The organism is Pseudomonas mandelii, assembly GCF_024138395.1.
Lineage (GTDB): Bacteria > Pseudomonadota > Gammaproteobacteria > Pseudomonadales > Pseudomonadaceae > Aquipseudomonas > Aquipseudomonas mandelii_E.
Window position 1 is genome coordinate 50,966 of record NZ_JAMYDU010000019.1, and the last position, 24,578, is coordinate 75,543.

18 protein-coding genes are annotated in these 24,578 nt (G+C 59.1%); 9 read left to right on the plus strand and 9 right to left on the minus strand.

Annotation, left to right across the window (positions count from 1 at the left end; genetic code table 11):
• Positions 1-7: 7 nt before the first annotated feature.
• Positions 8-3,313: a DEAD/DEAH box helicase gene (locus NHU87_RS22205; protein ID WP_253552531.1), complete on the plus strand. Its 3,306-nt coding sequence runs from the start codon at positions 8-10 to the stop codon at positions 3,311-3,313.
• 116 nt (positions 3,314-3,429) lie between these two features.
• Here the strand turns inward: NHU87_RS22205 and NHU87_RS22210 are convergent, their stop codons facing one another.
• The 3 genes from NHU87_RS22210 to mfd are packed head-to-tail and all read right to left on the minus strand — an operon-like array spanning position 3,430 to position 10,170.
• A complete protein-coding gene (locus tag NHU87_RS22210) occupies positions 3,430-6,120 on the minus strand; it encodes a DEAD/DEAH box helicase (RefSeq protein ID WP_253552532.1) in 2,691 nt (896 codons plus the stop codon).
• An 11-nt stretch (positions 6,121-6,131) separates the two neighbouring features.
• A complete protein-coding gene (locus tag NHU87_RS22215) occupies positions 6,132-6,710 on the minus strand; it encodes a CsiV family protein (RefSeq protein ID WP_253552534.1) in 579 nt (192 codons plus the stop codon).
• Positions 6,711-6,720: 10 nt separating this feature from the next.
• Positions 6,721-10,170 carry a transcription-repair coupling factor gene (gene mfd, locus NHU87_RS22220; RefSeq protein WP_253552536.1) on the minus strand — a complete coding sequence of 1,150 codons (3,450 nt, stop codon included), beginning with the start codon at positions 10,168-10,170 and terminating at the stop codon, positions 6,721-6,723.
• Between the two features lie 354 nt (positions 10,171-10,524).
• Between mfd and NHU87_RS22225 the strand changes: the two genes are divergently transcribed.
• The 3 genes from NHU87_RS22225 to sthA all read left to right on the plus strand — a co-directional run bounded on the left by NHU87_RS22225 (position 10,525) and on the right by sthA (position 14,826).
• Complete coding sequence (locus tag NHU87_RS22225; protein WP_253552538.1) at positions 10,525-11,988, plus strand: glyceraldehyde-3-phosphate dehydrogenase; 1,464 nt, start codon at positions 10,525-10,527, stop codon at positions 11,986-11,988.
• A 210-nt stretch (positions 11,989-12,198) separates the two neighbouring features.
• Entirely contained in the window at positions 12,199-13,224 is a 1,026-nt protein-coding gene (locus tag NHU87_RS22230) for an FAD:protein FMN transferase (protein WP_253552598.1), read from the plus strand.
• A 207-nt stretch (positions 13,225-13,431) separates the two neighbouring features.
• Positions 13,432-14,826 (plus strand): Si-specific NAD(P)(+) transhydrogenase, encoded by a 1,395-nt coding sequence (gene sthA, locus NHU87_RS22235; RefSeq protein WP_007907752.1) that lies wholly within the window; start codon positions 13,432-13,434, stop codon positions 14,824-14,826.
• Positions 14,827-14,868: 42 nt separating this feature from the next.
• Here sthA and NHU87_RS22240 read toward each other — a convergent pair whose 3' ends face one another.
• Positions 14,869-15,591, minus strand: a complete 723-nt coding sequence (locus NHU87_RS22240; RefSeq protein WP_237886332.1) for a glycerophosphodiester phosphodiesterase — start codon at positions 15,589-15,591, stop codon at positions 14,869-14,871.
• A gap of 13 nt (positions 15,592-15,604) precedes the next feature.
• The gene (locus NHU87_RS22245; protein ID WP_253552539.1) at positions 15,605-16,186 is read right to left on the minus strand and encodes a PilZ domain-containing protein; all 582 of its coding nucleotides are present in this window, start codon (positions 16,184-16,186) and stop codon (positions 15,605-15,607) included.
• A 94-nt stretch (positions 16,187-16,280) separates the two neighbouring features.
• Between NHU87_RS22245 and NHU87_RS22250 the strand changes: the two genes are divergently transcribed.
• From NHU87_RS22250 to NHU87_RS22260, 3 genes are all read left to right on the plus strand, one after another.
• The gene (locus NHU87_RS22250; protein ID WP_253552540.1) at positions 16,281-17,531 is read left to right on the plus strand and encodes a lipoprotein-releasing ABC transporter permease subunit; all 1,251 of its coding nucleotides are present in this window, start codon (positions 16,281-16,283) and stop codon (positions 17,529-17,531) included.
• Positions 17,532-17,538: 7 nt separating this feature from the next.
• Positions 17,539-18,222 (plus strand): lipoprotein-releasing ABC transporter ATP-binding protein LolD, encoded by a 684-nt coding sequence (gene lolD, locus NHU87_RS22255; protein ID WP_020700644.1) that lies wholly within the window; start codon positions 17,539-17,541, stop codon positions 18,220-18,222.
• A 65-nt stretch (positions 18,223-18,287) separates the two neighbouring features.
• On the plus strand, positions 18,288-19,532 hold the full coding sequence (locus NHU87_RS22260) for a lipoprotein-releasing ABC transporter permease subunit (protein ID WP_253552541.1): 1,245 nt from the start codon (positions 18,288-18,290) through the stop codon (positions 19,530-19,532).
• A 123-nt stretch (positions 19,533-19,655) separates the two neighbouring features.
• Here the strand turns inward: NHU87_RS22260 and NHU87_RS22265 are convergent, their stop codons facing one another.
• Positions 19,656-21,005 carry a heavy metal sensor histidine kinase gene (locus NHU87_RS22265; protein ID WP_253552542.1) on the minus strand — a complete coding sequence of 450 codons (1,350 nt, stop codon included), beginning with the start codon at positions 21,003-21,005 and terminating at the stop codon, positions 19,656-19,658.
• A complete protein-coding gene (locus NHU87_RS22270) occupies positions 21,005-21,685 on the minus strand; it encodes a heavy metal response regulator transcription factor (protein ID WP_008007114.1) in 681 nt (226 codons plus the stop codon). The genes NHU87_RS22265 and NHU87_RS22270 overlap by 1 nt, the downstream gene beginning before the upstream one ends.
• Positions 21,686-21,839: 154 nt before the next feature.
• Between NHU87_RS22270 and copI the strand changes: the two genes are divergently transcribed.
• Together copI and queF are read left to right on the plus strand one after the other, a co-directional pair.
• The gene (gene copI / locus NHU87_RS22275; protein WP_253552543.1) at positions 21,840-22,367 is read left to right on the plus strand and encodes a copper-resistant cuproprotein CopI; all 528 of its coding nucleotides are present in this window, start codon (positions 21,840-21,842) and stop codon (positions 22,365-22,367) included.
• A 61-nt stretch (positions 22,368-22,428) separates the two neighbouring features.
• Complete coding sequence (queF, locus tag NHU87_RS22280) at positions 22,429-23,259, plus strand: NADPH-dependent 7-cyano-7-deazaguanine reductase QueF (RefSeq protein ID WP_253552544.1); 831 nt, start codon at positions 22,429-22,431, stop codon at positions 23,257-23,259.
• A gap of 187 nt (positions 23,260-23,446) precedes the next feature.
• On the opposite strand, the gene NHU87_RS22285 is transcribed toward queF, so the two are convergent.
• A complete protein-coding gene (locus NHU87_RS22285; protein WP_253552546.1) occupies positions 23,447-23,710 on the minus strand; it encodes a DUF4404 family protein in 264 nt (87 codons plus the stop codon).
• 109 nt (positions 23,711-23,819) lie between these two features.
• Positions 23,820-24,440, minus strand: coding sequence for an HAD family phosphatase (locus NHU87_RS22290; protein ID WP_253552548.1), 621 nt, complete (start codon positions 24,438-24,440; stop codon positions 23,820-23,822).
• Between the last annotated feature and the right edge of the window lie 138 nt (positions 24,441-24,578).

The window sequence follows — 24,578 nt, forward strand, 5'->3', positions numbered from 1 at the left end:
TGAATCTATGTCGACAATCATTGAACAACTTCATCAGATGCCGTGGGCGACGGCATTCAGTAATCGTGCTCTGGACAAGGCGCGTAGATACGCAAAAGAGAATCGGGTCAAGATCATCGACGTTGATGATCTGACGGTTAATGCGACTTGCAAAGGCTCCGAAGGGAATGTCTACGAACAGTTCATCGGACTCGTCGAGAGTTATGACGGTACGTTCGAGCTGGATTGCACCTGCTCTTGTCCCGTAGTGATCGATTGCAAGCACTGCGCAACGGTCATTTATCATCTACAAGACCTTCCTGTGGAGTGGAGCGATAGTTCAGCCCCGGTTAGCCTGAACCGCGATTTGGAACGCTGGCTCAATGATATGCCCCGCGAGGCTTCAGATAGCGACGGGGCTGCTCAGAGCACCGGCACGTGCTGGGTGTACAAACTCAAAGCCACGCCCACCGCAGGCAAGTGGTGGCTGGAAATCTACAAGGCTCGTCAGCTCAAGGACGGCCGATTGCAGGACATCAAATCTGTGTTTTCGCCGTCAGATGCACTGATGCGAGAGCCGGGCTATCTATCGGAACTTGACCTGCGAATCGCCAGATTGCTGGTCGCCGTCCACTCCTCCCATTCTCATTACGGTGGGTACCCCTTGCAAGGCAGCAGCGGGGCCGAAGTCCTTGAGTTGGCGTTGAAAACTTCACGACTGTTTCTCGATTTCGAGCAATCGCAGCCCTTGGCACTTGGAATGAAGAGGTCTGCGCAGTTTGTCTGGGCTGAGCAAGGCAACGGCAGTTTCCGTCCGCAGTGGCGTAGTAATGAAGCCCCAGAGGAGACGATTCTGGCGCTGGAACCTTTGTATTACCTGGACCGTGAAAGGATGGAGGTTGGACCGCTGCTGAGTGAGCTGGACAACAAACTGGCCAGACACTTGTCATTGGTTCCCGACATCCCGGCGCGGCAGGCGATGCAATTCAGTCATCGGATGAGCGCCGTGACTCGAATAGCACCCTCGCCGCACGCATTGACCGAGCGGATCGTCGATGACATTGAGCCCCAAGCCTTCCTGACGCTTGCTACTACCAATCGTTATAGGAACTGGAAGTACGAACCCGAGCACCGCGCAGCGCTGGCGTTCACATACAACGGCCATATGGCAGCGGACAAAAAATCCACGGAGGTATTGGTGCTTTCCGGCACCGAAACCCAGCGCATTCAGCGAAAACCGGCTGCCGAAAAAGCCCTGCGTCAGGCCTTGCAAAAACAAGGCTTCAAAAAGGCCACGCGTAAAAGTGATGCGTTACCTGATAGCGCGGGCGAAATGTTCGACTTGCCAGATGAATCGGCATGGCTTGCTTTTGTGCAGTCTGGAGTGCCAGTGATCAGAGAGGCGAACTGGCAGGTGACTATCACTGAGGGCTTTCATTTCAATTTGCAGGCCGTAGAAGAGTGGTATGCCGATATCGAGGAATCGCCGGGCCGCGAATGGTTCGATCTGCAATTGGGCATCGTGGTCAATGGCGAGCGCCACAGCTTGTTGCCGATTCTGCTGCATTTGTTACGCAGCCAGCCACAGTTGATGAACCCGGCTGAGCTAGCCTGCCGCGACGATAACGATCAGGTATTGATTAATCTCAATGGTGGGCGGTCCGGAGCGAAACCAGGCACGAAAGTCGCCCTGCCTCTCGGGCGGATCAAGCCATTGATGGCTACGCTGGGTGAGTTGTATTTGGGTGTGAACAGCGGTAACTCGCTGCGCCTGAATGCTCCTGATGCGGCGCGCTTGAGTGAGCTGGAAGGGCTGCCACTGGTATGGCAGGGCGGCGAGCGTTTGCGCACTTTCGCGAAACGCTTGCGTGAGTCGACTCATGCTCACGTTGCTGCTCCAGAAGGCCTCAACGCGGTACTGCGTCCGTATCAGCTCGAAGGCCTGAACTGGATGCAGACCCTTCGCGAGCTGGAAGTCGGCGGTATCCTCGGCGACGACATGGGCTTGGGCAAGACTCTGCAAACCCTGACTCATTTACTGCTGGAAAAACAGGCGGGACGTCTCGACTGCCCGGCACTTGCCGTGATGCCTACCAGCCTCATCCCCAACTGGCTCGACGAGGCGGCACGCTTCACTCCGCAGCTCAAAGTCCTGGCGCTCCATGGTGCCGCTCGGCAAAACGATTTTGCCAACCTTGCCGACTACGATCTGGTGTTGACGACTTACGCGTTGCTGCCGCGCGATCTGGAGGTTTTACAACCTCGGGTCTGGAGTGTGCTGATTCTTGATGAGGCACAGAACATCAAGAACCCGCTCAGCAAAGCCGCTCAGTCGGCTCGACAATTGGAGGCTCGGCAGCGTTTGTGTCTTTCTGGCACGCCACTGGAAAATCACTTGGGCGAGTTGTGGTCGCTGTTTCACTTTTTACTGCCCGGTTGGCTCGGCGACAGTAAAACCTTCAATCGCGATTACCGCACCCCGATCGAGAAACACGGCAACAGCGAACGAATGCAACACCTGACGGCCCGAATAAAACCCTTCTTGCTACGCCGCAAGAAAGAACAAGTCGCTACCGAACTGCCCCCCAAAACCGAGATCGTGCATTGGGTCGACCTTAGCGATGGGCAACGGGATGTGTATGAAACCGTGCGCGTGGCGATGGACAAGAAGGTGCGTGATGAGATTGCCCGCAGCGGCGTCGGGCGCAGTCAGATCATCATCCTCGACGCTTTGCTCAAGTTGCGTCAGGTGTGCTGCGATCTGCGACTGATCAAAACGCCTCTGACGGCAAAAGTCCTTCGTTCGGGGAGCGGAAAACTGCTTAGCTTGATGGAGATGCTCGAAGAGTTGCTCAGTGAGGATCGCAAGATTTTGCTGTTCTCGCAGTTCACCTCGATGCTGGCGTTGATTGAGCAGGAATTGTTGCAGCGCGGTATTGGCTACTCGTTATTGACCGGTGACACTGCCGATCGGCGCACGCCGGTAAAAGAGTTTCAGAGTGGCAAGGTGCCGTTGTTCCTGATTAGCCTGAAGGCCGGGGGGACCGGTCTCAACCTGACGGCGGCGGATACGGTGATTCACTTCGATCCGTGGTGGAACCCGGCAGTGGAAAACCAGGCGACCGATCGCGCCTACAGAATTGGCCAGGACAAACCGGTGTTCGTTTACAAGATGATTGCCCGCGGCACAGTAGAAGAAAAAATACAGGCGCTTCAACAGGAAAAGGCTGCGTTGACCGGGGCCGTGCTCGAAGGTGGGGCGAGTGGGGGATGGAAGCTCGAACAAAGTGATATTGAAGCGCTGTTCGCGCCATTGCCCGATCCCAGGTCCTGACAGCTGGCCTCTTCAGTGAGTCAACGGTGAGGCCTTCGCGGGCAAGCCTCGCTCCTACAGATCACCGATATCTGTAGGAGCGAGGCTTGCCCGCGAAGGCGATCTACCTATAGACGCTACTTATCAATTTTTTCCGGCAACGGCGCAAACAACGCTTCGATATCATCGCTCTGCAATTTCCAGTCCCCGGTCTTGCGCCCATCCAGCACGCCTGCGGCAAGATCGGATTTTTCCTTCTGCAGGTGCTGAATTTTCTCTTCCACCGTGCCCCTGGCAATCATCTTGTAGACGAATACCGGCTTCTCCTGGCCAATGCGATACGCCCGATCCGTCGCCTGATTTTCTGTCGCCGGGTTCCACCAAGGGTCATAGTGAATCACCGTATCCGCTTCGGTCAGGTTCAGGCCCACACCGCCGGCCTTCAGGCTGATCAGAAAGATCTGACGCTCGCCGCTCTGGAACTCTTTCACCGGCGTACGTCGGTCACGGGTTTGTCCGGTCAGGATTGCGTACGCCACGCTGCGTTTTTTCAGCTCCTCCTCAATCAACGACAGCATTGAGGTGAACTGCGAAAACAGCAGAACCCGCCGACCTTCTTCGAACAACTCCTCCAGCATTTCCATCAGGCTGTCGAGTTTGCCGGAAGTGCTGCCGCGCGCGGGTAGGGCAGCGTCGTTGACCAGGCGCAAGTCGCAACACACCTGACGCAGCTTCAGCAACGCCTCAAGAATGATGATCTGGCTACGCGCCACGCCCTTGCGGGTGATTTCGTCGCGGACTTTCTTGTCCATGGCCAAGCGCATGGTTTCGTACACGTCGCGCTGGGCTTCGTTGAGTTCGACCCAATGGATGATTTCGGTTTTCGGCGGCAGTTCGGTCGCCACCTGTTCTTTGGTTCTGCGCAGCAGGAACGGTTTGATCCGACCGTTGAGGTGCTGAAGTCTTACGTCGCTGGCACGCTTTTCTATCGGTACGCGGTAATCGCGGTTGAAGCTTTTCACGTCACCGAGCCAGCCGGGCAGCAGGAAGTGGAACAGCGACCACAACTCGCCCAGGTGGTTTTCCAGCGGTGTGCCGCTCAGGCACAGGCGCTGGCGAGCATTCAGCTCACGGGCTGCATGGGCGGCCTTGCTGTTGGGGTTCTTGATGTACTGCGCTTCATCCAGCACCAGTACATGGAAAGGTTGCGCGGCCAGGCGTTCGACGTCCTTGGGCAGCAGCGCGTAGGTGGTCAGAATCAGGTCGTAATCGGTCAGGTTGTCGAAATGCTTTTTGCGACTGGCACCGTACAACGCCAACACTTTGAGCTGCGGCGTGAAGTGTGCGGCTTCGTCGAGCCAGTTGGGGATCAGACTGGTGGGCATGACCACCATGCACGGCCGATCAAGGCGCCCGGCGTTTTTCTCGCTGAGAATGTGCGCCAGGGTCTGTAGGGTTTTGCCCAGACCCATGTCGTCCGCGAGAATCCCGCCGACTTCCAGTTGTCGCAACGATTGCATCCAGCTCAGACCTTCCAGCTGATACGGGCGCAAGGTGGCATTCAAGCCTTCGGGGGCCGCCGCGGTGTGGTCCTTGATATCGCGCAGACGTTGGGCAAAGGTGCGGATCTGCTCGCCACCTTCCCAGAGCAACGGCAGGCCTTCCAGCGGATTGAGTCGCGTGGCGTCGGCCTTGCTCAGGCGCAGCGTGGTTTCGCCGGGCTCTTGCAGATAAAACTCGCCGAGGGTGGCCAGCACCGGTTTCAGGCGGCCGAAGGGCAGGGCGACCTGCAATGGGCCTTGGTCGGTGTTGCGGCGCTGCGGGATGTTCACCAGAATCAATTCGTCGTCGCGACGCCGGGCGAGCCGTTCCGGGTTGAGGATCTCAGTGTGGGAGCGCATCAGGTTCAACAGGATCGGCAACAGGCTCAGCCGTTCGCCGTTGACGATAATCCCCAATTCCAGGTCGAACCAGTCGCGCTCAGGTGCCTGCTCGACAGTGGCGTACCAGTCATCAACGGCGGTCAGGTCGAAACCGAAATCCTCGTCGATCTGCAACTCCCAGCCTTGGGTGCGCAGCTTCGGCAACTCGTTGAGGGTGAAGGTCAGCCAGGCGCTGTCGTTGACCATTTCGTAGAGTTCGCCAGCACTTTCCGGCAGGGCCTTGCTTTGTCGGGTGGCAATCTTGAAACCGAGGATTCGCAACTGTTCCCTGTAGGCCTGTTCGATTTCCGGGTGACGTTTTATCCGCAACGTCTGCGTCTCTTGGCGAATCAGAATGTCCGTGTTTTTCTGTCCGCTGACGTATTCATCCAGATAGCTGAAGGACAGCGCCGCGCGATGCTGGATGTACCGCTGCATCTTGCCGTTGCGCGGTTCAAAAGCGCTGAACTCGATGCTTGCCAGCCACAGCCGCGGCACCGGTTGCACGTTGTCCACCAGCACTTGCGGCGGCGCTTTCGGGCTGCGGTTTTCCAGAACAGCCTGAAGCTTTTCCAGTAACTCGGCGTCTTGCGCGGCAGCGGGATAGGTCAGGGTTTCCTGGACCTTCAGCAGTACCGCTGCACAATGTTTACAGTTGCTGCGCACCGGGCAGGTGCAGGTGGCATCGACCATCAGCAATGTAGCTTTGGCTGACTCGCGCAGGCGAATGGTCTGACGGTAAACGTTACCGCCGGACCCTTCGCATGCAGCGACGATGGTGGCATCCCCGACTTCGACAATCCTGACGCGGTTCTCCAGGGCGTAGCGGCGGCCACGCTCCAGGCTCTGTTCTTTGAATCGGCTGACCCAGGATGTTGCCAGGGGTTTGCTCAGGGTCGCGGACATAAGGGCTTCAATCAGTCCGGAATTGCATCGGGGACTGGCCGAGGCGCAGGGGCGGTCAGCGAGGTGATCTTGATCAGCAGGCCCAGGTGGCCGTTGTCGAGGAAGTTCAGCTGACCGTTCTTGGTGTGGCTTTCCTGCTTCAGGCGTTCGCTGGCGGTGACCAGACCGTTGGCATCGATCTGGTTAACCCAGAAGTCGGCGTCGACGTCGGTGAAGCGCCCGAGTTTCAGGCTCAGTGTGCCCTCGATCGGGAACTGGCCAAACTGTTCGTTGCCCTCGCTGATCGCCACTTTGCTGGCTTCTTCCCCCAGGTTCTGTTGCCAGGCTTTGTGCAGCAATACCGTGTAGTTGTTGCTGGTGCTGAGTTTTTCCACTTCAGCATTCAGGCTGGGTGTGCGAAAGCTGTCGGGGCTGATGCGTTGAGCGCCGGCATCCCAATCTTCGGGCGCGGCGCGGCTGACGATGGCGGGCACAGCGTTTTGCCGCACCAGAATCATTTCAACCTGATACAGATCATCAGCAAACGCCGTGGGGGCGAGCAGCGTGGTGATTAACATCGTCAACAAGGTCAGTGAGCGAAACAGGCGCATGCGGCGTCCTTCAAGCAGTGGTCGGAATGAGGCGCTCGAATAGCGCCTCTACAGTGTTAAAGCGCTCTTCCGGGCGCTCCATAGGCACCTGGAATTTGAACATCGTGGCGCCTTCGAATTTGTAGCGTTTGGGCTGGCTCTGAATCAATTTGATCAGTGTCAGCGGATCGACCGGGGTCTGCGCCGCGAACTCGATACGACCGCCTTGCGGACCGCCGTCGACTTTCTTGATGCCCAGTTGTTCGGCCTGCAATTTCAGCGCCGTGATCCGCACCAGGTTCTTGGTCGGCTCCGGCAGCAGACCGAAACGGTCGATCATCTCCACTTGCAGGTCCTTGAGGCCTTCCTCATCGGTGGCCGAGGCAATGCGTTTGTAGAGAATCAGTCGAGCATGCACATCCGGCAGATAGTCCTCGGGAATCAACGCCGGTACACGCAGATTGACTTCGGGACCACCGCCCAACGGTTGATCAAGGTTCGGCTGTTCGCCCTTGCGGATCGACTTCACCGCGCGCTCGAGCATTTCCATATACAGCGTGAAACCGACGGCCTGGATCTGCCCGCTCTGGCCATCGCCCAGCAGTTCACCAGCGCCACGGATTTCCAGGTCGTTGGTCGCGAGCACGAAGCCCGCGCCGAGGTCCTGGGTATTGGCGATCGCTTCCAGGCGCTTTTCCGCGTCGGGAGTGATTTGCTGGCGCGGCGGTGTCAGCAGGTAAGCATACGCCTGGTGGTGACTGCGCCCGACGCGACCACGCAATTGGTGCAGCTGCGCCAGGCCGAACTTGTCGGCACGCTCGATGATGATGGTGTTGGCGCTCGGCACGTCGATGCCGGTCTCGATGATGGTCGAGGCGATCAGCACGTTGAAGCGCTTGTGGTAGAAGTCGCTCATCACTTGTTCGAGATCGCGTTCACGCATCTGTCCGTGGCCAATGCCAATCCGTGCTTCCGGCACCAGTTCAGCGAGGTCGGCGGCGCATTTCTCGATGGTCTTCACGTCGTTGTGCAGGTAGTAGACCTGCCCGCCACGCAGCAACTCACGCAGCAGGGCCTCTTTGACCGTGCTCTTGTTCTGCTCCATGACGAAGGTACGCACCGACAGGCGACGGGCCGGTGGCGTGGCGATGATCGACAGGTCACGCATGCCCGACACCGCCATGTTCAGCGTGCGCGGAATTGGCGTAGCGGTCAGCGTCAGGATGTCGACTTCGCTGCGCAGTGCTTTGAGCTGTTCTTTCTGACGGACACCGAAACGGTGCTCTTCGTCGATGATCACCAGCCCGAGGTTTTTGATTTTGACGTCATCTTGCAGCAGCTTGTGCGTGCCGATGACGATGTCGATCTTGCCTTCGGCCAGGTCCGCGACCGCGGCGTTCACTTCCTTGGTCGACTTGAAGCGGCTCATCACTTCCACGCTCACCGGCCAGTCGGCGAAGCGGTCGCGGAAGCTGTTGTAGTGTTGCTGGGCGAGCAGGGTGGTCGGCACCAGAATCGCCACCTGACGACCGCCATGCACGGCAATGAACGCCGCGCGCATCGCCACTTCGGTCTTGCCGAAACCGACGTCGCCGCAGACCAGACGATCCATCGGTTTTGGCGCGAGCATGTCGGCGCGCACCGCTTCGATGGTGGTCTGCTGGTCCGGGGTTTCTTCGAACGGGAATCCGGCGCTGAAGGTCGCGTAATCGGCTTTCGGATCGGCAAAGGCATAACCCTCGCGAGCGGCGCGGCGGGCATAGATGTCGAGCAACTCGGCGGCCACGTCGCGCACCTGTTCGGCGGCTTTGCGCTTGGCTTTCTGCCAGGTCTCGGAGCCGAGGCGGTGCAGCGGCGCCAGGGCATCGTCGCTGCCGGTGTAACGGGCAATCAAATGCAGGTTGGCTACCGGGACGTACAGCTTGGCGTTCTCGGCATATTCAAGGGTCAGGAACTCGGCGGCTTGATTGTCGATTTCCAGAATCGTCAGCCCCAGATAGCGGCCGACACCATGATCGATGTGCACCACCGGCGCGCCTTCGCGCAGCTCGGTGAGGTTTTTGATCACGGCATCGTTGTTGGCGTCGGCGCGTTTCTCGCGACGACGGCGCTGCATTACGCGCTGCCCGAACAACGGGCTTTCGGCGACCAGGGCCAGGGCTGGATCGTCCAGCAACAGACCTTCGTCGAGCGGTGCAATGGTGATCGCCAAGCGCTCCTTGCTCGCAACGAAGTCTGGCCAGCTGTCGACGGTTTTTGGTCGCAGCTTCAAGCGTTCCAGCAATTCCAGCAGCACTTCACGACGGCCCGCGGACTCGGCGGTAAACAGCACGCGGCCAGGGAATTCGTCGAGGAAACCGGCCAGCGCCGCCAGCGGCTGAGAGGCCTTGGCTTCGATGGCCAGATTCGGCAGCGGCTGAGCCGGGAAGCGTTCGCGGCCGACACCGGTTTCCACGTCCTGTTGACTGGCAACTACACGAGGCCAGCTCTTTAGGCGGGCAAAGCAATCTTCCACAGGCAAGAACAGCTCGGCCGGTGGCAATAAAGGACGGGATGGATCGACGCGGCGCTCTTCGTAACGATTGCGCACGTCATTCCAGAAATTTTCCGCGGCCTGTTCGATACCCGGCAAAGAGAACACTTGTGTGTCCTGGGGCAGATAGTCGAACAGGGTGGAGGTTTCGTCGAAGAACAGCGGCAAGTAGTACTCGATACCCGCCGGTGTAATCCCGCTGCTCAAATCCTGAAAGATCGGGCAGCGACGGAAATCGACATCGAAGCGCTCGCGAAAGCGCGCCTTGAAACGGGTGACCGCATCCTTTTGCAGCGGGAATTCCCGCGCCGGCAGCAGGCGAACAGTGTCCACCTTGTCGATGGAGCGCTGGTTTTCCGGATCGAAGGTACGCAGGGTTTCGATTTCGTCGTCGAACAGATCGATGCGGAAGGGCAGTTTGCTGCCCATCGGGAACAGATCGATCAACGAGCCGCGTACGGTGAATTCGCCATGCTCATAGACGGTATCGACGTAACGATAGCCGCTGGCCTCAAGCCGGCTGCGCATTTGCTCGACATCAAGCTTCTGGCCGACGTCCAGCACCAGGCTGCTGCCGAGCAGAAACTTGGTCGGCGCCAAACGGTGCAGAGCCGTGGTGATCGGCACCACCAGAATCCCATGCTCCAGCTCCGGCAACCGATACAGGCTGGCGATGCGCTGAGAGATGATGTCCTGGTGTGGCGAGAACAGGTCGTAGGGCAGGGTTTCCCAGTCGGGGAAATGCAGGACAGGCAAATCCGGGGCGAAGAAACTCAGCTCCTGTTCCAGCCGTTCGGCACTCTGGCTGTCGGCGGTCAGTAGCAGGGTAAAGCGCTTGGCAGCGCTGGCGGCCTCGGCAATGGCCAGGCTCAGGGCAGCACCGGGCAAGTTGCCCCAGTGCTGTTTACCTGCCGCGGCAGGGAGAAGCGGTAGACGCAGAACGGGCACGGAAGGTTGAGCTCCAAGCGTTGCGACAAAGTCGACAATTGTAACGGCCTCAGGTGCCGGCTGTCAGTTGCAGACTGTGTCTATATGCACAGGTTGGGGAAAATGTAGTGGTAATGACAAAAACTGGCGGTTTGATACTGAAAATGTAGTGCCAAAACCGCTCAGTGTTACGGAGGGTTACGGACACGGCAGCGTTATCGTCGAAAAATTGACTGTGCTGAAAGCCCCGGTTTTACTGGGCTGGCGCAGGGCGTGATTTTTTTGAACAGGATTTTGTTACCGCCTGTGCGACAGGCGCGCATTGCTACGGGAGGCACTCGGCGGCATAATGTAGCCCCTTTTTTCTGCCCCTACATGTGGAAGGTTCCCGTGACTCAGAAGCCCGACCAGTGTCTTGGTGAATGGATCGACCGTGAAGCACTCGCAGAAGCGATGATTCCGCTTATCGGTCAGCTCTACCGCAATAACAACGTGGTGAGCTCGATCTATGGCCGCAGCCTGATCAATCGTTCAGTCATCGCGATTCTCAAAGCTCACCGCTTTGCTCGCCATCGCCAATCCGATGCCAGCGAATTGTCCGTCCACGAAACATTCCCGCTGCTCAAAGCAATGAGCGAGCTCAAGCTCGGCGCCGCTTCGGTAGACCTGGGCAAGTTGGCCGTCAAGTTCAAGGCCGAAGGCAATGGCCGCAGCGCCGAAGAGTTCGTCCGTGACGAACTGGCTGATGTGGTCGGCAAGCAAAATGGTTCCGGTCGCACAGGCACCGACGTTGTTCTGTACGGCTTCGGTCGTATCGGCCGTCTGCTGGCGCGCATCCTGATCGAGAAAACCGGTGGTGGCGACGGCCTGCGTCTGCGCGCCATCGTGGTCCGCAAGGGCGCCGAGAACGATCTGGTCAAACGTGCCAGCCTGTTGCGTCGTGATTCGGTACACGGTCCATTCGATGGCACCATCACTATCGATGAAGCCAACAACACCATCACCGCCAACGGCAACCTGATCCAGGTTATCTACGCGAAGAACCCTACCGAAGTGGACTACACCCAGTACGGCATCAAAGATGCGCTGCTGGTGGACAACACCGGTGTATGGCGTGACGCCGATGGTCTGGGCCAGCACCTGGCATGCCCGGGTATCGACCGCGTTGTTCTGACCGCGCCTGGCAAAGGCAAGCTGAAGAACATCGTTCACGGCATCAACCACGGTGAAATCACCGCTGACGACAAGATCGTGTCCGCCGCTTCCTGCACCACCAACGCCATCGTGCCGGTGCTGAAGGCTGTGAATGACAAGTTCGGCATCATCAACGGTCACGTCGAAACGGTTCACTCGTACACCAACGACCAGAACCTGATCGACAACTTCCACAAGGGTGATCGCCGTGGCCGTAGCGCCGCGTTGAACATGGTCATCACCGAGACTGGTGCTGCCACCGCTGCCGCCAAGGCGCTGCCTGAGCTGGCCGGCAAGCTGACCGGTAACGCGATCCGTGTTCCGACACCGAACGTGTCGATGGCCATTCTCAACCTGAACCTTGAGAAAGCCGCCACCCGTGAAGAGATGAACGAGTACCTGCGCTACATGGCGCTGCACTCCGATCTGCACAAGCAAATCGACTACGTCAATTCGCAGGAAGTGGTTTCCACCGACTTCGTTGGCTCGCGCCACGCAGGCGTGGTGGACGCTGAAGCGACCATCGTTCAGGACAACCGCGTTGTTCTGTACGTTTGGTACGACAACGAGTTCGGTTACAGCTGCCAGGTAGTTCGCGTGATGGAAGACATGGCCGGTGTAAACCCGCCAGCATTCCCGCGCTAAGCCTTAGCCGCAAATAAAAACGCCCCGACTTTGTTCGGGGCGTTTTTATTTGTGGATGATCGTTCCCACGCTCTGCGTGGGAATGCCTCAACGGACGCTCTGCGTTCGGCTTTGGAAGGGACGCGGAGCGTCCCGGGCTGCATTCCCACGCAGAGCGTGGGAACGATCCTCAGGGGGTGCATAATGGCCGGTCTTGGTGGTTTTTTGGGGATGCAGGATTTGTTGAGATGGCGGCTGTGCGGTCTCGTGGTTCTGATGGGTGCCTTATCCGGCTGCGACAAAGGCGCCTCCATGGAAAGTTTCGGCGGTCCGACCATGGGCAGCACCTATTCGATCAAGTACGTGCGTCTTGCAGGTCTTCCCCATCCGGCAGAAGTCCGCGTCCAGGTCGAAAGAATCCTCGCGGATGTCGATCAGCAAATGTCGACTTATCGCAGCGACTCGGACATCGAACGTTTCAATAATTTGCCCGCCAACCACTGTCAAAAAATGCCCGCACCGATCCTCGAATTGGTCCGCGTCGGCGAACAACTGTCTTCGCTAAGCGATGGTTCCTTCGACCTGACGGTGGAACCGCTGCTCAACCTCTGGGGATTCGGTCCGCAGGCGCGCGAGGAAAAAGTCCCGAGTGCCGAGGCGCTCGCCGAGGTGCGGCAACGCGTTGGCCACGGCCACCTGCGTATCGAGGGTGATCGGTTGTGCAAGGACGCCGCGGTCGAGGTCGACTTCAACAGCATCGCCGCCGGTTACGCGGTCGACACGATTGCCGCCAGACTTGAAGCGCTGGGTATCCACAACTACCTCGCTGAAGCCACTGGAGAACTCAAGGCCGCCGGCAAAAAGCTCGATGGCTCACCTTGGCTCATCGCGTTAGAAGAACCTCGGGACGATCAGCAAGTCGCGCAAAAAATCATAGCCGTCGACGGCTACGGTGTGTCCACGTCCGGCGACTACCGCAATTATTTTCAACAAAACGGCCAGCGCTATTCCCACACCTTCGATGCCCGCACCGGAGCGCCGGTCCTACACACCCTGGCGTCAGTCACAGTCATTCATCCTTCAGCGTTAATGGCCGATGGCCTATCGACGCTGTTGCTGATTCTCGGTCCTGAACGGGGTTGGGACTATGCCGAAACCCATGACATTGGTGCATTCTTTGTGATTCGTGCCGATACAGGTTTCATCACACGCACCAATCAGGCTTTTGAGCGTCTCGTGGGTAAGAAAACCAAGTGATTACGGCTTAAAAAAGCATTTTTGATGGCGTTGTAGTGCAGGCAAAACTAGCCTACGACGCGACCAAGGGTTAATGTGCCCGGCGTTGACGCTTCTATAGACTGTGTCCGGGTTCTGCACTGGCCCCAAATTGTTCCTTCACGCCGCAGATCGGCGTGATTTAGCCGCAGGTGCCGAGGGCGCCGCGGCCTGTTCTGAGGAGTATGCATGGCTGTCTACAACTACGACGTGGTGGTGTTGGGTTCTGGCCCGGCGGGAGAAGGTGCGGCAATGAATGCCGCCAAAGCAGGGCGCAAGGTGGCGATGGTCGATAGTCGTCGCCAGGTCGGCGGCAACTGCACCCACCTGGGCACCATCCCGTCCAAGGCCTTGCGTCACTCGGTCCGGCAGATCATGCAGTTCAACACCAACCCGATGTTCCGGGCGATTGGTGAGCCGCGCTGGTTTTCGTTCCCGGACGTTTTGAAAAGCGCCGAAAAAGTCATCTCCAAACAAGTCGCCTCGCGTACCGGCTACTACGCCCGTAACCGCGTCGACGTGTTCTTCGGCACCGGCAGCTTCGCCGACGAGCAAACCATCGAAGTGGTCTGCGCCAACGGCGTGGTTGAAAAACTGGTGGCCAAGCACATCATCATCGCCACCGGTTCGCGCCCGTATCGCCCGGCGGACATCGATTTCCATCACCCGCGTATCTACGATAGCGACACTATCCTCAGCCTCGGCCACACCCCGCGCAAACTCATCGTTTACGGCGCTGGCGTGATTGGTTGCGAATACGCCTCGATCTTCAGTGGTCTGGGTGTGCTGGTCGAACTGGTGGATAACCGCGGTCAATTGCTGAGCTTCCTCGACTCGGAAATTTCCCAGGCGCTGAGCTATCACTTCAGCAACAACAACATCACGGTTCGCCACAACGAAGACTACGACCGCGTCGAAGGCGTGGATAACGGCGTGATCCTGCACCTGAAGTCCGGCAAGAAGATCAAGGCTGATGCCTTGCTCTGGTGCAACGGCCGTACCGGCAACACCGATCAGTTGGGCCTGGAAAACATCGGCGTGAAGGTCAACAGCCGTGGCCAGATCGAAGTCGACGAGGCCTATCGCACCTGCGTACCGAACATCTACGGTGCCGGTGACGTGATCGGCTGGCCGAGCCTGGCCAGTGCCGCCCACGACCAAGGTCGTTCAGCGGCTGGCAGCATCGTCGATAACAACAGCTGGCGCTTCGTCAACGACGTGCCGACCGGTATCTACACCATTCCGGAGATCAGCTCGATCGGCAAGAACGAGCAAGAGCTGACGCAGGCCAAGGTGCCGTACGAAGTCGGCAAGGCATTCTTCAAGAGCATGGCGCGGGCGCAGATCGCCGGCGAGCCGCAAGGCATGCTGAAGATCCTGTTCCACCGCGAGACGCTGGAAGTGCTGGGCGTTCACTGCTTCGGTTATCAGGCGTCGGAGATCGTGCACATCGGTCAGGCGATCATGAGTCAGCCGGGCGAACTAAACACCCTGAAGTACTTCGTCAACACCACGTTCAACTACCCGACCATGGCTGAAGCCTATCGGGTAGCGGCGTACGATGGCCTCAACCGGCTTTTTTGAGCGGCTCCGGCCGGTGGCCTGAGCCGGCCGGGGAGACCGATTTCAGCAATTCTCGAGCGTGGCAGTGGCCAAACCGGGAAAGTCTGTAATCAGGCTGTCAACGCCGAAGTCGGCGAGTCTGCGCATCAGCGCGGGCTCGTTGACTGTCCATACCGACACATGCAGCCCCTGACGCTGCGCCTTCTGCAGGCGTTCCGGCGTACACAGGGTCCAGTTCAGCGCCAGAATCTCACAGCCATAGTTTTGCGCGACCTTCAGCGGGTCGAGCCACGCATATTCGGCCACCAATCCGCGAGACACGTCCGGCACCAAGTCCAGCGCGGCTTTCAATACTTCGCGTGAACTCGACGTAATCGTGATCTTGTCCCGCATGCCAAAACGCTGAGCCATTTCGCGAATCGCCAGCACGGTGGTCGCGGCACGGGTGCGTGAAGCGCTTTTGACTTCCAGTTGCCAGTGCTCGAAATCACATTGCTCGAACAATTCTTCAAGCGTTGGAATCGGGCAGGGTTTGATCCAGCCCGGGCCACCCTTGCGCGCGTCGTAGGTCACCAACTCCGCGGCGGTATGCTCGACGACTTTGCCGCGGCGGTCGGTGGTGCGTTTGAGGGTCGGGTCGTGAATCACCATCAACTCGCCGTCCCTGGACAGGTGCAAGTCCAGTTCGCAGCGGCGTACGCCGTGCTTGAGGCATTCCTGAAAGCTGGTCAGGGTGTTTTCCGGTGCTTCGCCCTTGGCGCCGCGATGGCCGTAGATGAGAGTCACGGTTCTTCCTTAATTAAATGCCTGATTCGTTTTGTTCGCGGGCCAGGCGTCGTTCTTGTGCCTGTCGCTGCAAGATGTAACGGGCCAGCAATTGCCGCTGGGCATCGGACAGGTATTCGAACTCGGTGCCGACATCGTAGCCGTCGCCCTTGCGGTCGCAATGGGTGACGCGGGCCCGCAGCAGCAGCCCAAGGGCTTGCGGCATCAGCACCAGTTTGACCGACAGGTGCGCGCCGGTGGCGATGGGCGTCGGATGCTGAAAGTCGATACCGCCTTCGGAGATGATTACCGGCTGCGGTTCGCCGATCTGTCCGAGCACAGTCAGGGCGACCACCTGACTCAGCAGATCGATGCGTTTGTTCTGGGATTTCAGGAACGCGGCGATGGTGCGGTCGCGTTCGCTGATCTGTCGCAGCAGGTGTTGCGACTCGAATTCGCTCAGGTGCAGTTCGCTGAGCAGGTTGAATAGAGGGGAAGCATCCTGCAACACTTCCTGGCCTGCGGCTTCGGGAGCAGACAGGGGCCGAATTTCCAGTGCGATCGTGTCCTCGATACGGTAGTATTCGCGGCGATCTTCTTCATCTAATGTCGACATGGCGAACCCATGGTAGCGGCGGTGGTCTGAGTGTAAAGCTGGTTATCGACCCCCGCCACAAGGACGTTCCTTTTCCCTCCGAACAAGCCCCGACATGTTCAGACCTCTCTTCGTATTTATTGGCACGCGTTATACCCGTGCAAAGCGTCGCAATCATTTTGTGTCATTCATTTCCCTGACCTCGATGATCGGACTCGCCCTCGGCGTGGTCGTGATGATCGTCGTGCTGTCGGTCATGAACGGCTTCGATCATGAGATGCGCACCCGCGTGCTGGGCATGGTGCCCCACGCGACCATCGAGTCCGGTGAGCCGATCAGCGACTGGCAAAGCCTCGCCGCCAAGGTCAAGCAGAACCCGCAGGTGACGGCGGTTGCGCCCTTCGTCCAGATGCAGGGCTTGCTGACCAACAACGGCAAGGTCTCCAAAGTGCTGCTCAATGCCATCGACCCTGTGCAGGAACGGCAGGTGTCGATCATTGATAATTTCATGCAGCAGGGCAAACTCGATGACCTGGCGCCGGGCAGTTTCGGCATCGTCATCGGCGACAAGGCCGCAGCCAAGCTCGGCGTGGCGGTTGGCGACAAGCTGACGTTTGTCGCGCCGGAAGTCACCGTGACCCCGGCCGGGATGTTCCCGCGCATGAAACGCTTTACCGTGGTCGGCATCTTTCATGTCGGCGCCGGTGAGATCGACGGCTATCTGGGCATCACCAATTTGCAGGATCTGGCGAAGCTGCACCGGTGGAAGCCGGATCAGGTGCAGGGCATCCGTCTGAAGTTCGACGATTTGTTCCAGGCGCCACGCACGGCGTGGACCATCGCCCAGCAGCTTGGCGAAGACACGTATTACGCCCGCGACTGGACCCGCACCCATGGCAATCTGTATCAGGCGATCCGCATGGAAAAAGCCATGATCGGCCTGCTGTTGCTGCTGATCGTCGCCGTTGCGGCGTTCAACATCATTTCCACGCTGGTGATGGTGGTGAACGACAAGAAGGGCGACATCGCGATCCTGCGCACCCTCGGCGCCACGCCGGGTTCGATCATGGCGACGTTCATGGTTCAGGGCACGGTCATTGGTGTGGTCGGGACGCTGATCGGCGCTGTGGTCGGGATCTTCGCCGCGCTGAACGTCAGCGCCGCGATTTCGGCCCTTGAAGGGCTGATCGGTCATAAATTCCTCAACGCCGACGTGTATTTCATCGATTACCTGCCGTCGCAAGTGCAGAGCCAGGACGTGTTGATGGTCTGCGCCGCCGCGTTGGTCCTGAGTTTCCTCGCCACCCTGTATCCAGCCTGGCGTGCCGCGCGCACCCAGCCTGCGGAGGCGCTACGTTATGAGTGAGTCGGGCATGAGTGATAAAGCAATCTTGAGCTGCCGCAACCTGGGCAAATCCTATGTGGAAGGCCCGGAATCGGTAGAGGTTCTGGCCGGTCTGCAACTGGAGCTGCACCCCGGCGAGCGCGTGGCGATCGTCGGTACGTCGGGTTCGGGCAAAAGTACCTTGCTCAACCTGCTGGGCGGTCTCGATACGCCGACCAAGGGCAGCGTCTGGCTGGCCGGTGAAGAGCTCTCGGCATTGAACGAAAAGGCCCGTGGCCTGCTGCGCAATCGGTCGCTGGGTTTCGTTTACCAGTTCCACCATTTGCTGCCTGAGTTCACCGCGCTGGAAAACGTCTGCATGCCGTTGCTGATCGGCAAAACCGCGATCCCGGAAGCGCGTCAGCGTGCGACGGCGTTGTTGGAGCGGGTAGGGCTGGGTCATCGACTGGAGCACAAACCGGCGGAATTGTCCGGTGGCGAACGCCAGCGTGTGGCCATCGCCCGTGCCCTGGTGAACAAGCCAGGCCTGGTGATGCTCGACGAGCCGACCGGCAACCTCGACTCTCACACCGCACAAGGCATTCAGGATTTGATGCTGGAACTCAGCACCTCGATGCGCACCGCGTTCCTGGTGGTGACCCACGACATGAACCTGGCTCGCCAGATGGATCGCGTCCTGCATTTGCAGGAAGGTTACCTGACACCCATCTGATTGACCGAAACCCGGCGTACTGAACAGTGCGTCGGGTCTTTTATTTTTATACGGTGCCCCAGCGAATGTTCAGACCGTTATCGATCTTTATCGGCACGCGCTATACCCGCGCCAAGCGCCGCAATCGCTTTGTTTCCTTCATCTCGATGACCTCGATGATCGGCCTCGCCCTGGGCGTGCTGGCGATGATCGTGGTGCTGTCGGTGATGAACGGCTTCCAGCGCGAAATGAGCTCGCGCATCCTCGGCATGGTGCCCCACGCGACCATCGTCGGCGTGAATCCTATCGACGATTGGCAGCCGGTGGCCGCCGCGGCGATGAAGAATCCTGCGGTAACAGCGGCGGTGCCGTTCACCGAGATGGAAGGCATGCTGTCCTACAAGGGCACGATGCAGCCGATCCAGGTCAGTGGTGTCGACCCGGCACTGGAAGGCAAGGTGTCGATCGTTGCCAAGCACATTGTTCAGGGGCGTCTCGACGCCTTGAAGCCGGGCGAGTTTGGTGTAGTGATCGGTGAGATCACTGCGCGGCGCTTTCGCTTGAACGTCGGCGACAGGATCACCCTGATCGTGCCGGAAATCAGCACCGCACCGGGTGGGATTACCCCACGCATGCAGCGATTGAACGTGGTCGGCGTGTTCAAGGTTGGCGCCGAGCTGGACGGCTCCATGGCGCTGATCCACCTCGCCGATGCCGCGCAGATGCAGCACTGGCAGCCGAATCAGGTGCAGAGCGTGCGCCTGGCGGTGACGGATCTGTACGCCGCGCCGCAAGTGTCGAGCGACATCGCGACAGGCCTGGGCGCCGCCTACAAGGCGGACGACTGGACTCACACCCAAGGCAGTCTGTTCAGCGCGATGAAGATGGAAAAAACCATGATCGGCCTGTTGTTGCTGATGATCGTCGCGGTGGCGGCATTCAACATCATCGCCACCCTGATCATGGTGGTGAACGACAAGGGCGCGGACATCGCAATCCTGCGCACCATCGGCGCCACGCCTCGGCAGATCATGGCGATCTTCATGGTGCAGGGCACGGTGATCGGGGTTGTCGGTACCTTGATTGGCGGAGTGCTGGGCGTGATCGCGGCGTTGAACGTCAGTGAGCTGGTGGGCTGGATGGAGCGGGTCAGCGGGCAGCACATCTTCAGTTCCGATGTGTACTTCGTCAGTAACCTGCCGTCGGAGCTGCAGGGCGCGGATGTGTTGTTGATCTGTTCCGCCGGTTTCATCATGAGCTTTTTGGCGACGGTGTACCCAGCGTGGCGAGCGGCGAAAGTCGAGCCGGCTACTGCGTTGCGGTATTCGTAAGCCTGTAGATCGCTATCGCGGGCAAGCCCGCTCCCACAGTGACCGAGTTGAATCGCAATGACGTGAACGACTCAAAACCCTGTGGGAGCGGGCTTGCCCGCGAAGGGGCCGGCCCAGCTGGCCTCAATCCCCCTTCGGCAACTCAATCACAAACCGCGTCCACCCCTGATCCGATTCGCAACGAATCTGCCCGCCATGGGCGCGGATGATCGACCGGGTAATCGCCAACCCCAACCCCGCATGCTCACTGCTGCCTTCACGGCGTGCCGGGTCTGCCCGGTAGAAACGGTCAAACAAACGCGGCAACAAGTCCTCAGAAATCCCTTCACCACTGTTTTCAACGGTCAGGCTCAAGCCATTCGGCTGCTCGATAATCCGCACCCGAACCTCGCCACCGACTGGGGTAAACCGCAGTGCATTGTCCAGCAAATTGGACAGTGCCCGACGCAACATGCTGCGATCGCCCTGCATGCTCGCGCTGCCGTCACGACTCAACTTCACCTGCGCGTCCTCGGCCAGCGGCGCGAAAAACTCCAGCAGCACATCGGTTTCTTCCGCCAGTTCCAGCGGTTCGCGCTTGGGCATCAGCAAGCCGTGGTCAGCCTTGGCCAGGTACAACATGTCGTTGACCAGTTGCGCCATCCATTGCAGTTCTTCGAGGTTGCTGTGCAGCGCTTCGCGGTAATCCTCAATGGGGCGCGGGCGGGTGAGGGTGACCTGAGTGTGGGTCAGCAGGTTCGACAGCGGTGTGCGCAGTTCATGGGCGATGTCGGCAGAGAAGGCCGAAAGCCGCTGAAAAGAGTCGTCGAGGCGTCCGAGCATGGCGTTGAAGCTGTGGGCCAATTCCTCGAGCTCTGGCGGCATGTCTGCTTCTGGCAGGCGAGCATTGAGCGATTGCGCCGACACGCCGCTGGCAACCGCGCTCATGCGCCGCAACGGGCGCAAACCACTGCGCGCCGCCCAGGCACCGAGCAGGGCGGTGGCCAGCGCCGACAAACCGACCGTCAGCCAGATCAAATGCTGCATGCGCTGCAGAAAGTGCTGGTGATGGGTGATGTCCAGCAGCAGTGTCAGTTGCGGTGAATCAGCTTTGTCGGGGTACAACGGCGCGTTCAATACCCGATAGTCGGTGCCGTTGTCGCTCATCGTCGACAGGCCCGGTTGGCGCGGCAAGTCTTTGGGTAAGCGGGCTGAGCTGTCGTACAAGCGTTGCCCGTCACTGCCGATGATGCGCAGGGAAAGATCGGCTTGTTGGCTCAATTCATCGGCCAGTTTGGTCTCGCTTTCGCTGGACTGAATGTCATCCAGCGCCCGGCGTAAACCAATCAGTTTGCCGTCGAGCAATTGCTGGTCCAGTTCCACAAAATGCGCCTCGCTGGCGCGGCTGAATAACACCCCGGCGAACAACGACACCACCGCGGTGCAGGCCGCAAACAGCAGCGCCAGACGGCTGCTCAAAGAAAGTCGGCGCATCAGGCAGGGCGCTCTTCAAGGACATAGCCCATGCCGCGCACGGTGTGGATCAACTTGTTCGGGAAGTCATCGTCGATCTTCAGGCGCAAACGACGGATCGCCACTTCGATAACGTTGGTGTCGCTGTCGAAATTCATGTCCCACACCTGGGAAGCGATCAGTGACTTGGGCAGAACTTCACCCTGACGTCGTAGGAGCATTTCCAGCAGGGCGAATTCCTTGGCGGTCAGGTCGATGCGCTGGCCGTTGCGCTCGACCCGGCGGCGGATCAGGTCCAGGCGCAAGTCGGCCAGTTGCAGGCTGGTTTCCTGAGGTGTGGCGCTGCCACGACGCAGCAGACTGCGAACCCGCGCCAGCAGTTCGGAGAAAGCGAAAGGCTTGACCAGATAATCGTCGGCGCCCAGTTCGAGGCCGTGAACCCTGTCCTCCACCGCATCTCGGGCTGTAAGAAACAGTACCGGTGTGTCGAGTCCGGCACCGCGCACCGCTTGCAGAATCTGCCAACCATCGCGACCGGGCAGCATTACATCGAGGATCAACAAGGCGTAATCGCCGCTCAACGCCAATTGCTGGCCGGTGCTGCCATCGGCCACCAGTTCGGTAGTGAAACCGGCCTCGGTCAGGCCTTGGCGCAGGTAGTGGCCGGTTTTCGGTTGGTCTTCGACAATCAGCAGTTTCATGGGCGGCTCGGGCAGTTGGAACAGGTGCGTTATACCGTGGGCGGCGGCGATAAAGGCCAACCTGACAAAGTTGTAATCTGCCTGTCAGGTGGCTGGCAGAGCCCGCGGGTTAGAGTTTCCCACAAGCTGAACCTCATCTTGTTGGAGTGCGATTATGTTTTTGCGAAAGCGTCTGGTGTTGGCGGCTTGCTTGCTGACACTGAGTGTAGGGCTTGAAGCCTCACCGGCGCAGACCTACGACTTCGGTCAATCGGCCCCGGCCGCCCAGGCTACCCGTAGCATTGAAGTGGTAATGGGCGATATGTCGTTCGATCCGAAAGCCATCGAGATCAAGGCCGGTGAGACCGTTCGCTTTGTACTGGTGAATAAAGGCCAGTTGCTGCACGAATTCAACCTCGGCGACGCGGTGATGCATGCCCGGCACCAGCAGGAAATGCTGCAGATGCAGCAAAGCGGCATGCTGATGCCTACAGGCATGAAGGCCATGGACCACGGCTCAATGGGCCATTCTTCCGAAGGGCATGGGATGAAACATGATGACCCGAACAGTGTGCTGGTGGAGCCGGGCAAAACCGCCGAGCTGACCTGGACCTTCACCAAGGCCACCAACCTGGAATTTGCCTGCAATATTCCAGGCCACTATCAGGCCGGTATGGTCGGCAAACTGACAGTCAGTCAGTAAGCACTCAAAGGCGGGAGCAAAGGCTGGTAGAATCCGCTGATTCTTCAGTCAGGTTTCCGCCATGCATCCCGCAGCCGAACATTCGCCGCTGGGCAAATCCAGCGAATACATCGCCACCTACACGCCGTCCTTGCTGTTCCCGATCCCGCGCACCGCGAAATGGGCCGAGCTGGGTCTGACGGCGCAAACCCTGCCGTACAAGGGCGTGGATTTCTGGAATTGCTTCGAACTGTCGTGGCTGTTGCCGTCCGGCAAGCCCGTGGTGGCGATTGGCGAATTCAGCATTCCGGCGGATTCGCCGAACATCATCGAATCCAAGTCGTTCAAGCTGTACCTCAACTCGCTGAACCAGACAGCGTTTGTCGACACCGCGAGCCTTGAAGCGACACTGGCGAAAGACCTCTCGGCCGCTGCCGGCAAACCGGTGGGCGTGCGAATTCGCAGCCTGAAAGAGGTTGAGGCAGAAGGTGTCGTGGCATTGCCGGGTGTGTGCATCGATGACCTGGACATCAGTGTCAGCAACTATGAGCATCCGCGACCGGAACTGCTGCGGTGCGATGAGTCGCGCATTGTCGAAGAGTCCGTGCACAGCCATTTGCTCAAATCCAACTGCCCGGTCACCAGCCAGCCGGATTGGGGCAGCGTGGCGGTGGAGTACCGCGGCGCGGCGCTGGATCATGCGAGTTTGCTGGAGTACATCGTGAGTTTCCGTCAGCACTCGGACTTCCATGAGCAGTGTGTGGAGCGAATCTTCCTCGACCTGCAACGGTTGCTGAAGCCAGAGAAACTGACGGTGTATGCACGGTATGTGCGTCGCGGCGGGTTGGACATCAACCCGTATCGCAGCACCGAAGACGTACAGCTGCCGAACCATCGCCTGGTCCGTCAGTAGAATCAAGATCAAAAGATCGTCCGAACGCGGCCCGAGCCTTCGGCAGCTTCCTACAGGGTGTACGCCGTCCCAATGTAGGAGCTGCCGAAGGCTGCGATCTTGGCGCAATTCCAGTCGCCCAATAACTCAGCGGCTGGAAACCAAAAAGCCCCGCTATCAATAGTGGGGCTTTTTGCATCTGGCGGGTTCAGATCCCCATGTTGGCCAAGGCTTGCACGATGTTGCGCAAGGTGCCGGCAAGGGTCGGGTGTTCGAGTTCGAAGCGCTCGACGGCCAGATTTACATTGTCGGCGAGGTTGGTGTTCTGGGTTTTGGTTTCGAGTTCAAGTTCCAGTTCGATCTGTTCCATCAGCGCGTGCAGGTCAGCGCGCTCGGCTTCGGAAAGCGGTGGATTCTGTTCCAATTGCTCGCGCAGTTTGTTGAGCTGTTCTTGCAGTTCGCGGGCAGGCATGGCGTTCTTCCTTTTATCGATAGGCACTGGCATAGACCGCGGCGGCGCGCCAAAGGTCTATGGCTGACCTTTAGATTAATCCACTCCCGGGCTATCTGCATGATCTCAGTCAGGGCTTTTCGCCCTTGAGCCGGCGCAGGCTGATATCGGCCAGGCAAGTGTCGAGCTCGCCCAGATGATCGATCACCGAATGCACGCCCAGGCCGAACAACTGCATTGTCGCCCTGCCGCGCAGATGTTCCCGTTCCTTTTGACTCAAGGCCTGCCATTCGCTGGGAGCCAGCCCGCACAGCGAGCCGCAGGACGCCAAGCCAATGGTCCACAACCCGGCATTCAGGCCCGATTGCAGAAGTCGCGGCTCACCGCTGACCAGCACGCAGCCGTCCAGACGCTTGACATTCAACGCCATCAAGGCTTGCCAGCAGGCATTCGGGGCCGGCCATGGATTGATAGTTGCCGGGTGTTGCGAAGGTTTGATCCAGTCCGGGAGTGCCGCGGCCAAAGAGTGGCTGAGGGCGGGGGGCAGTTCATCGAGCCAAGCACAAGGAATCTGTTGGCGCTGCAAGCTGGACAGGCTATCCAGAGCACCGAGCGTGACTTCGGCGTGCTCGGCAGTCAGGGTCCCGGCTTGACGAGTGCGTGCGCCAAAATCCACCAGACATCCACTGAGGCCGAACAGTACAGCGGTCAGGCTGGGTGCGATGAGAGGCGAGGTTTCGGCGCGTGGCATGTCAACATCCTTGAAATAGTAACAAGGCTATTCGTGGACGGTGACAGTTGAGTGACACGGATGTGAATGGAGCGAAGTCAAACGAATCATCTGTAGGCCATCGCGCACGATGCTGCCTAAACCGATTTTTACGTCATA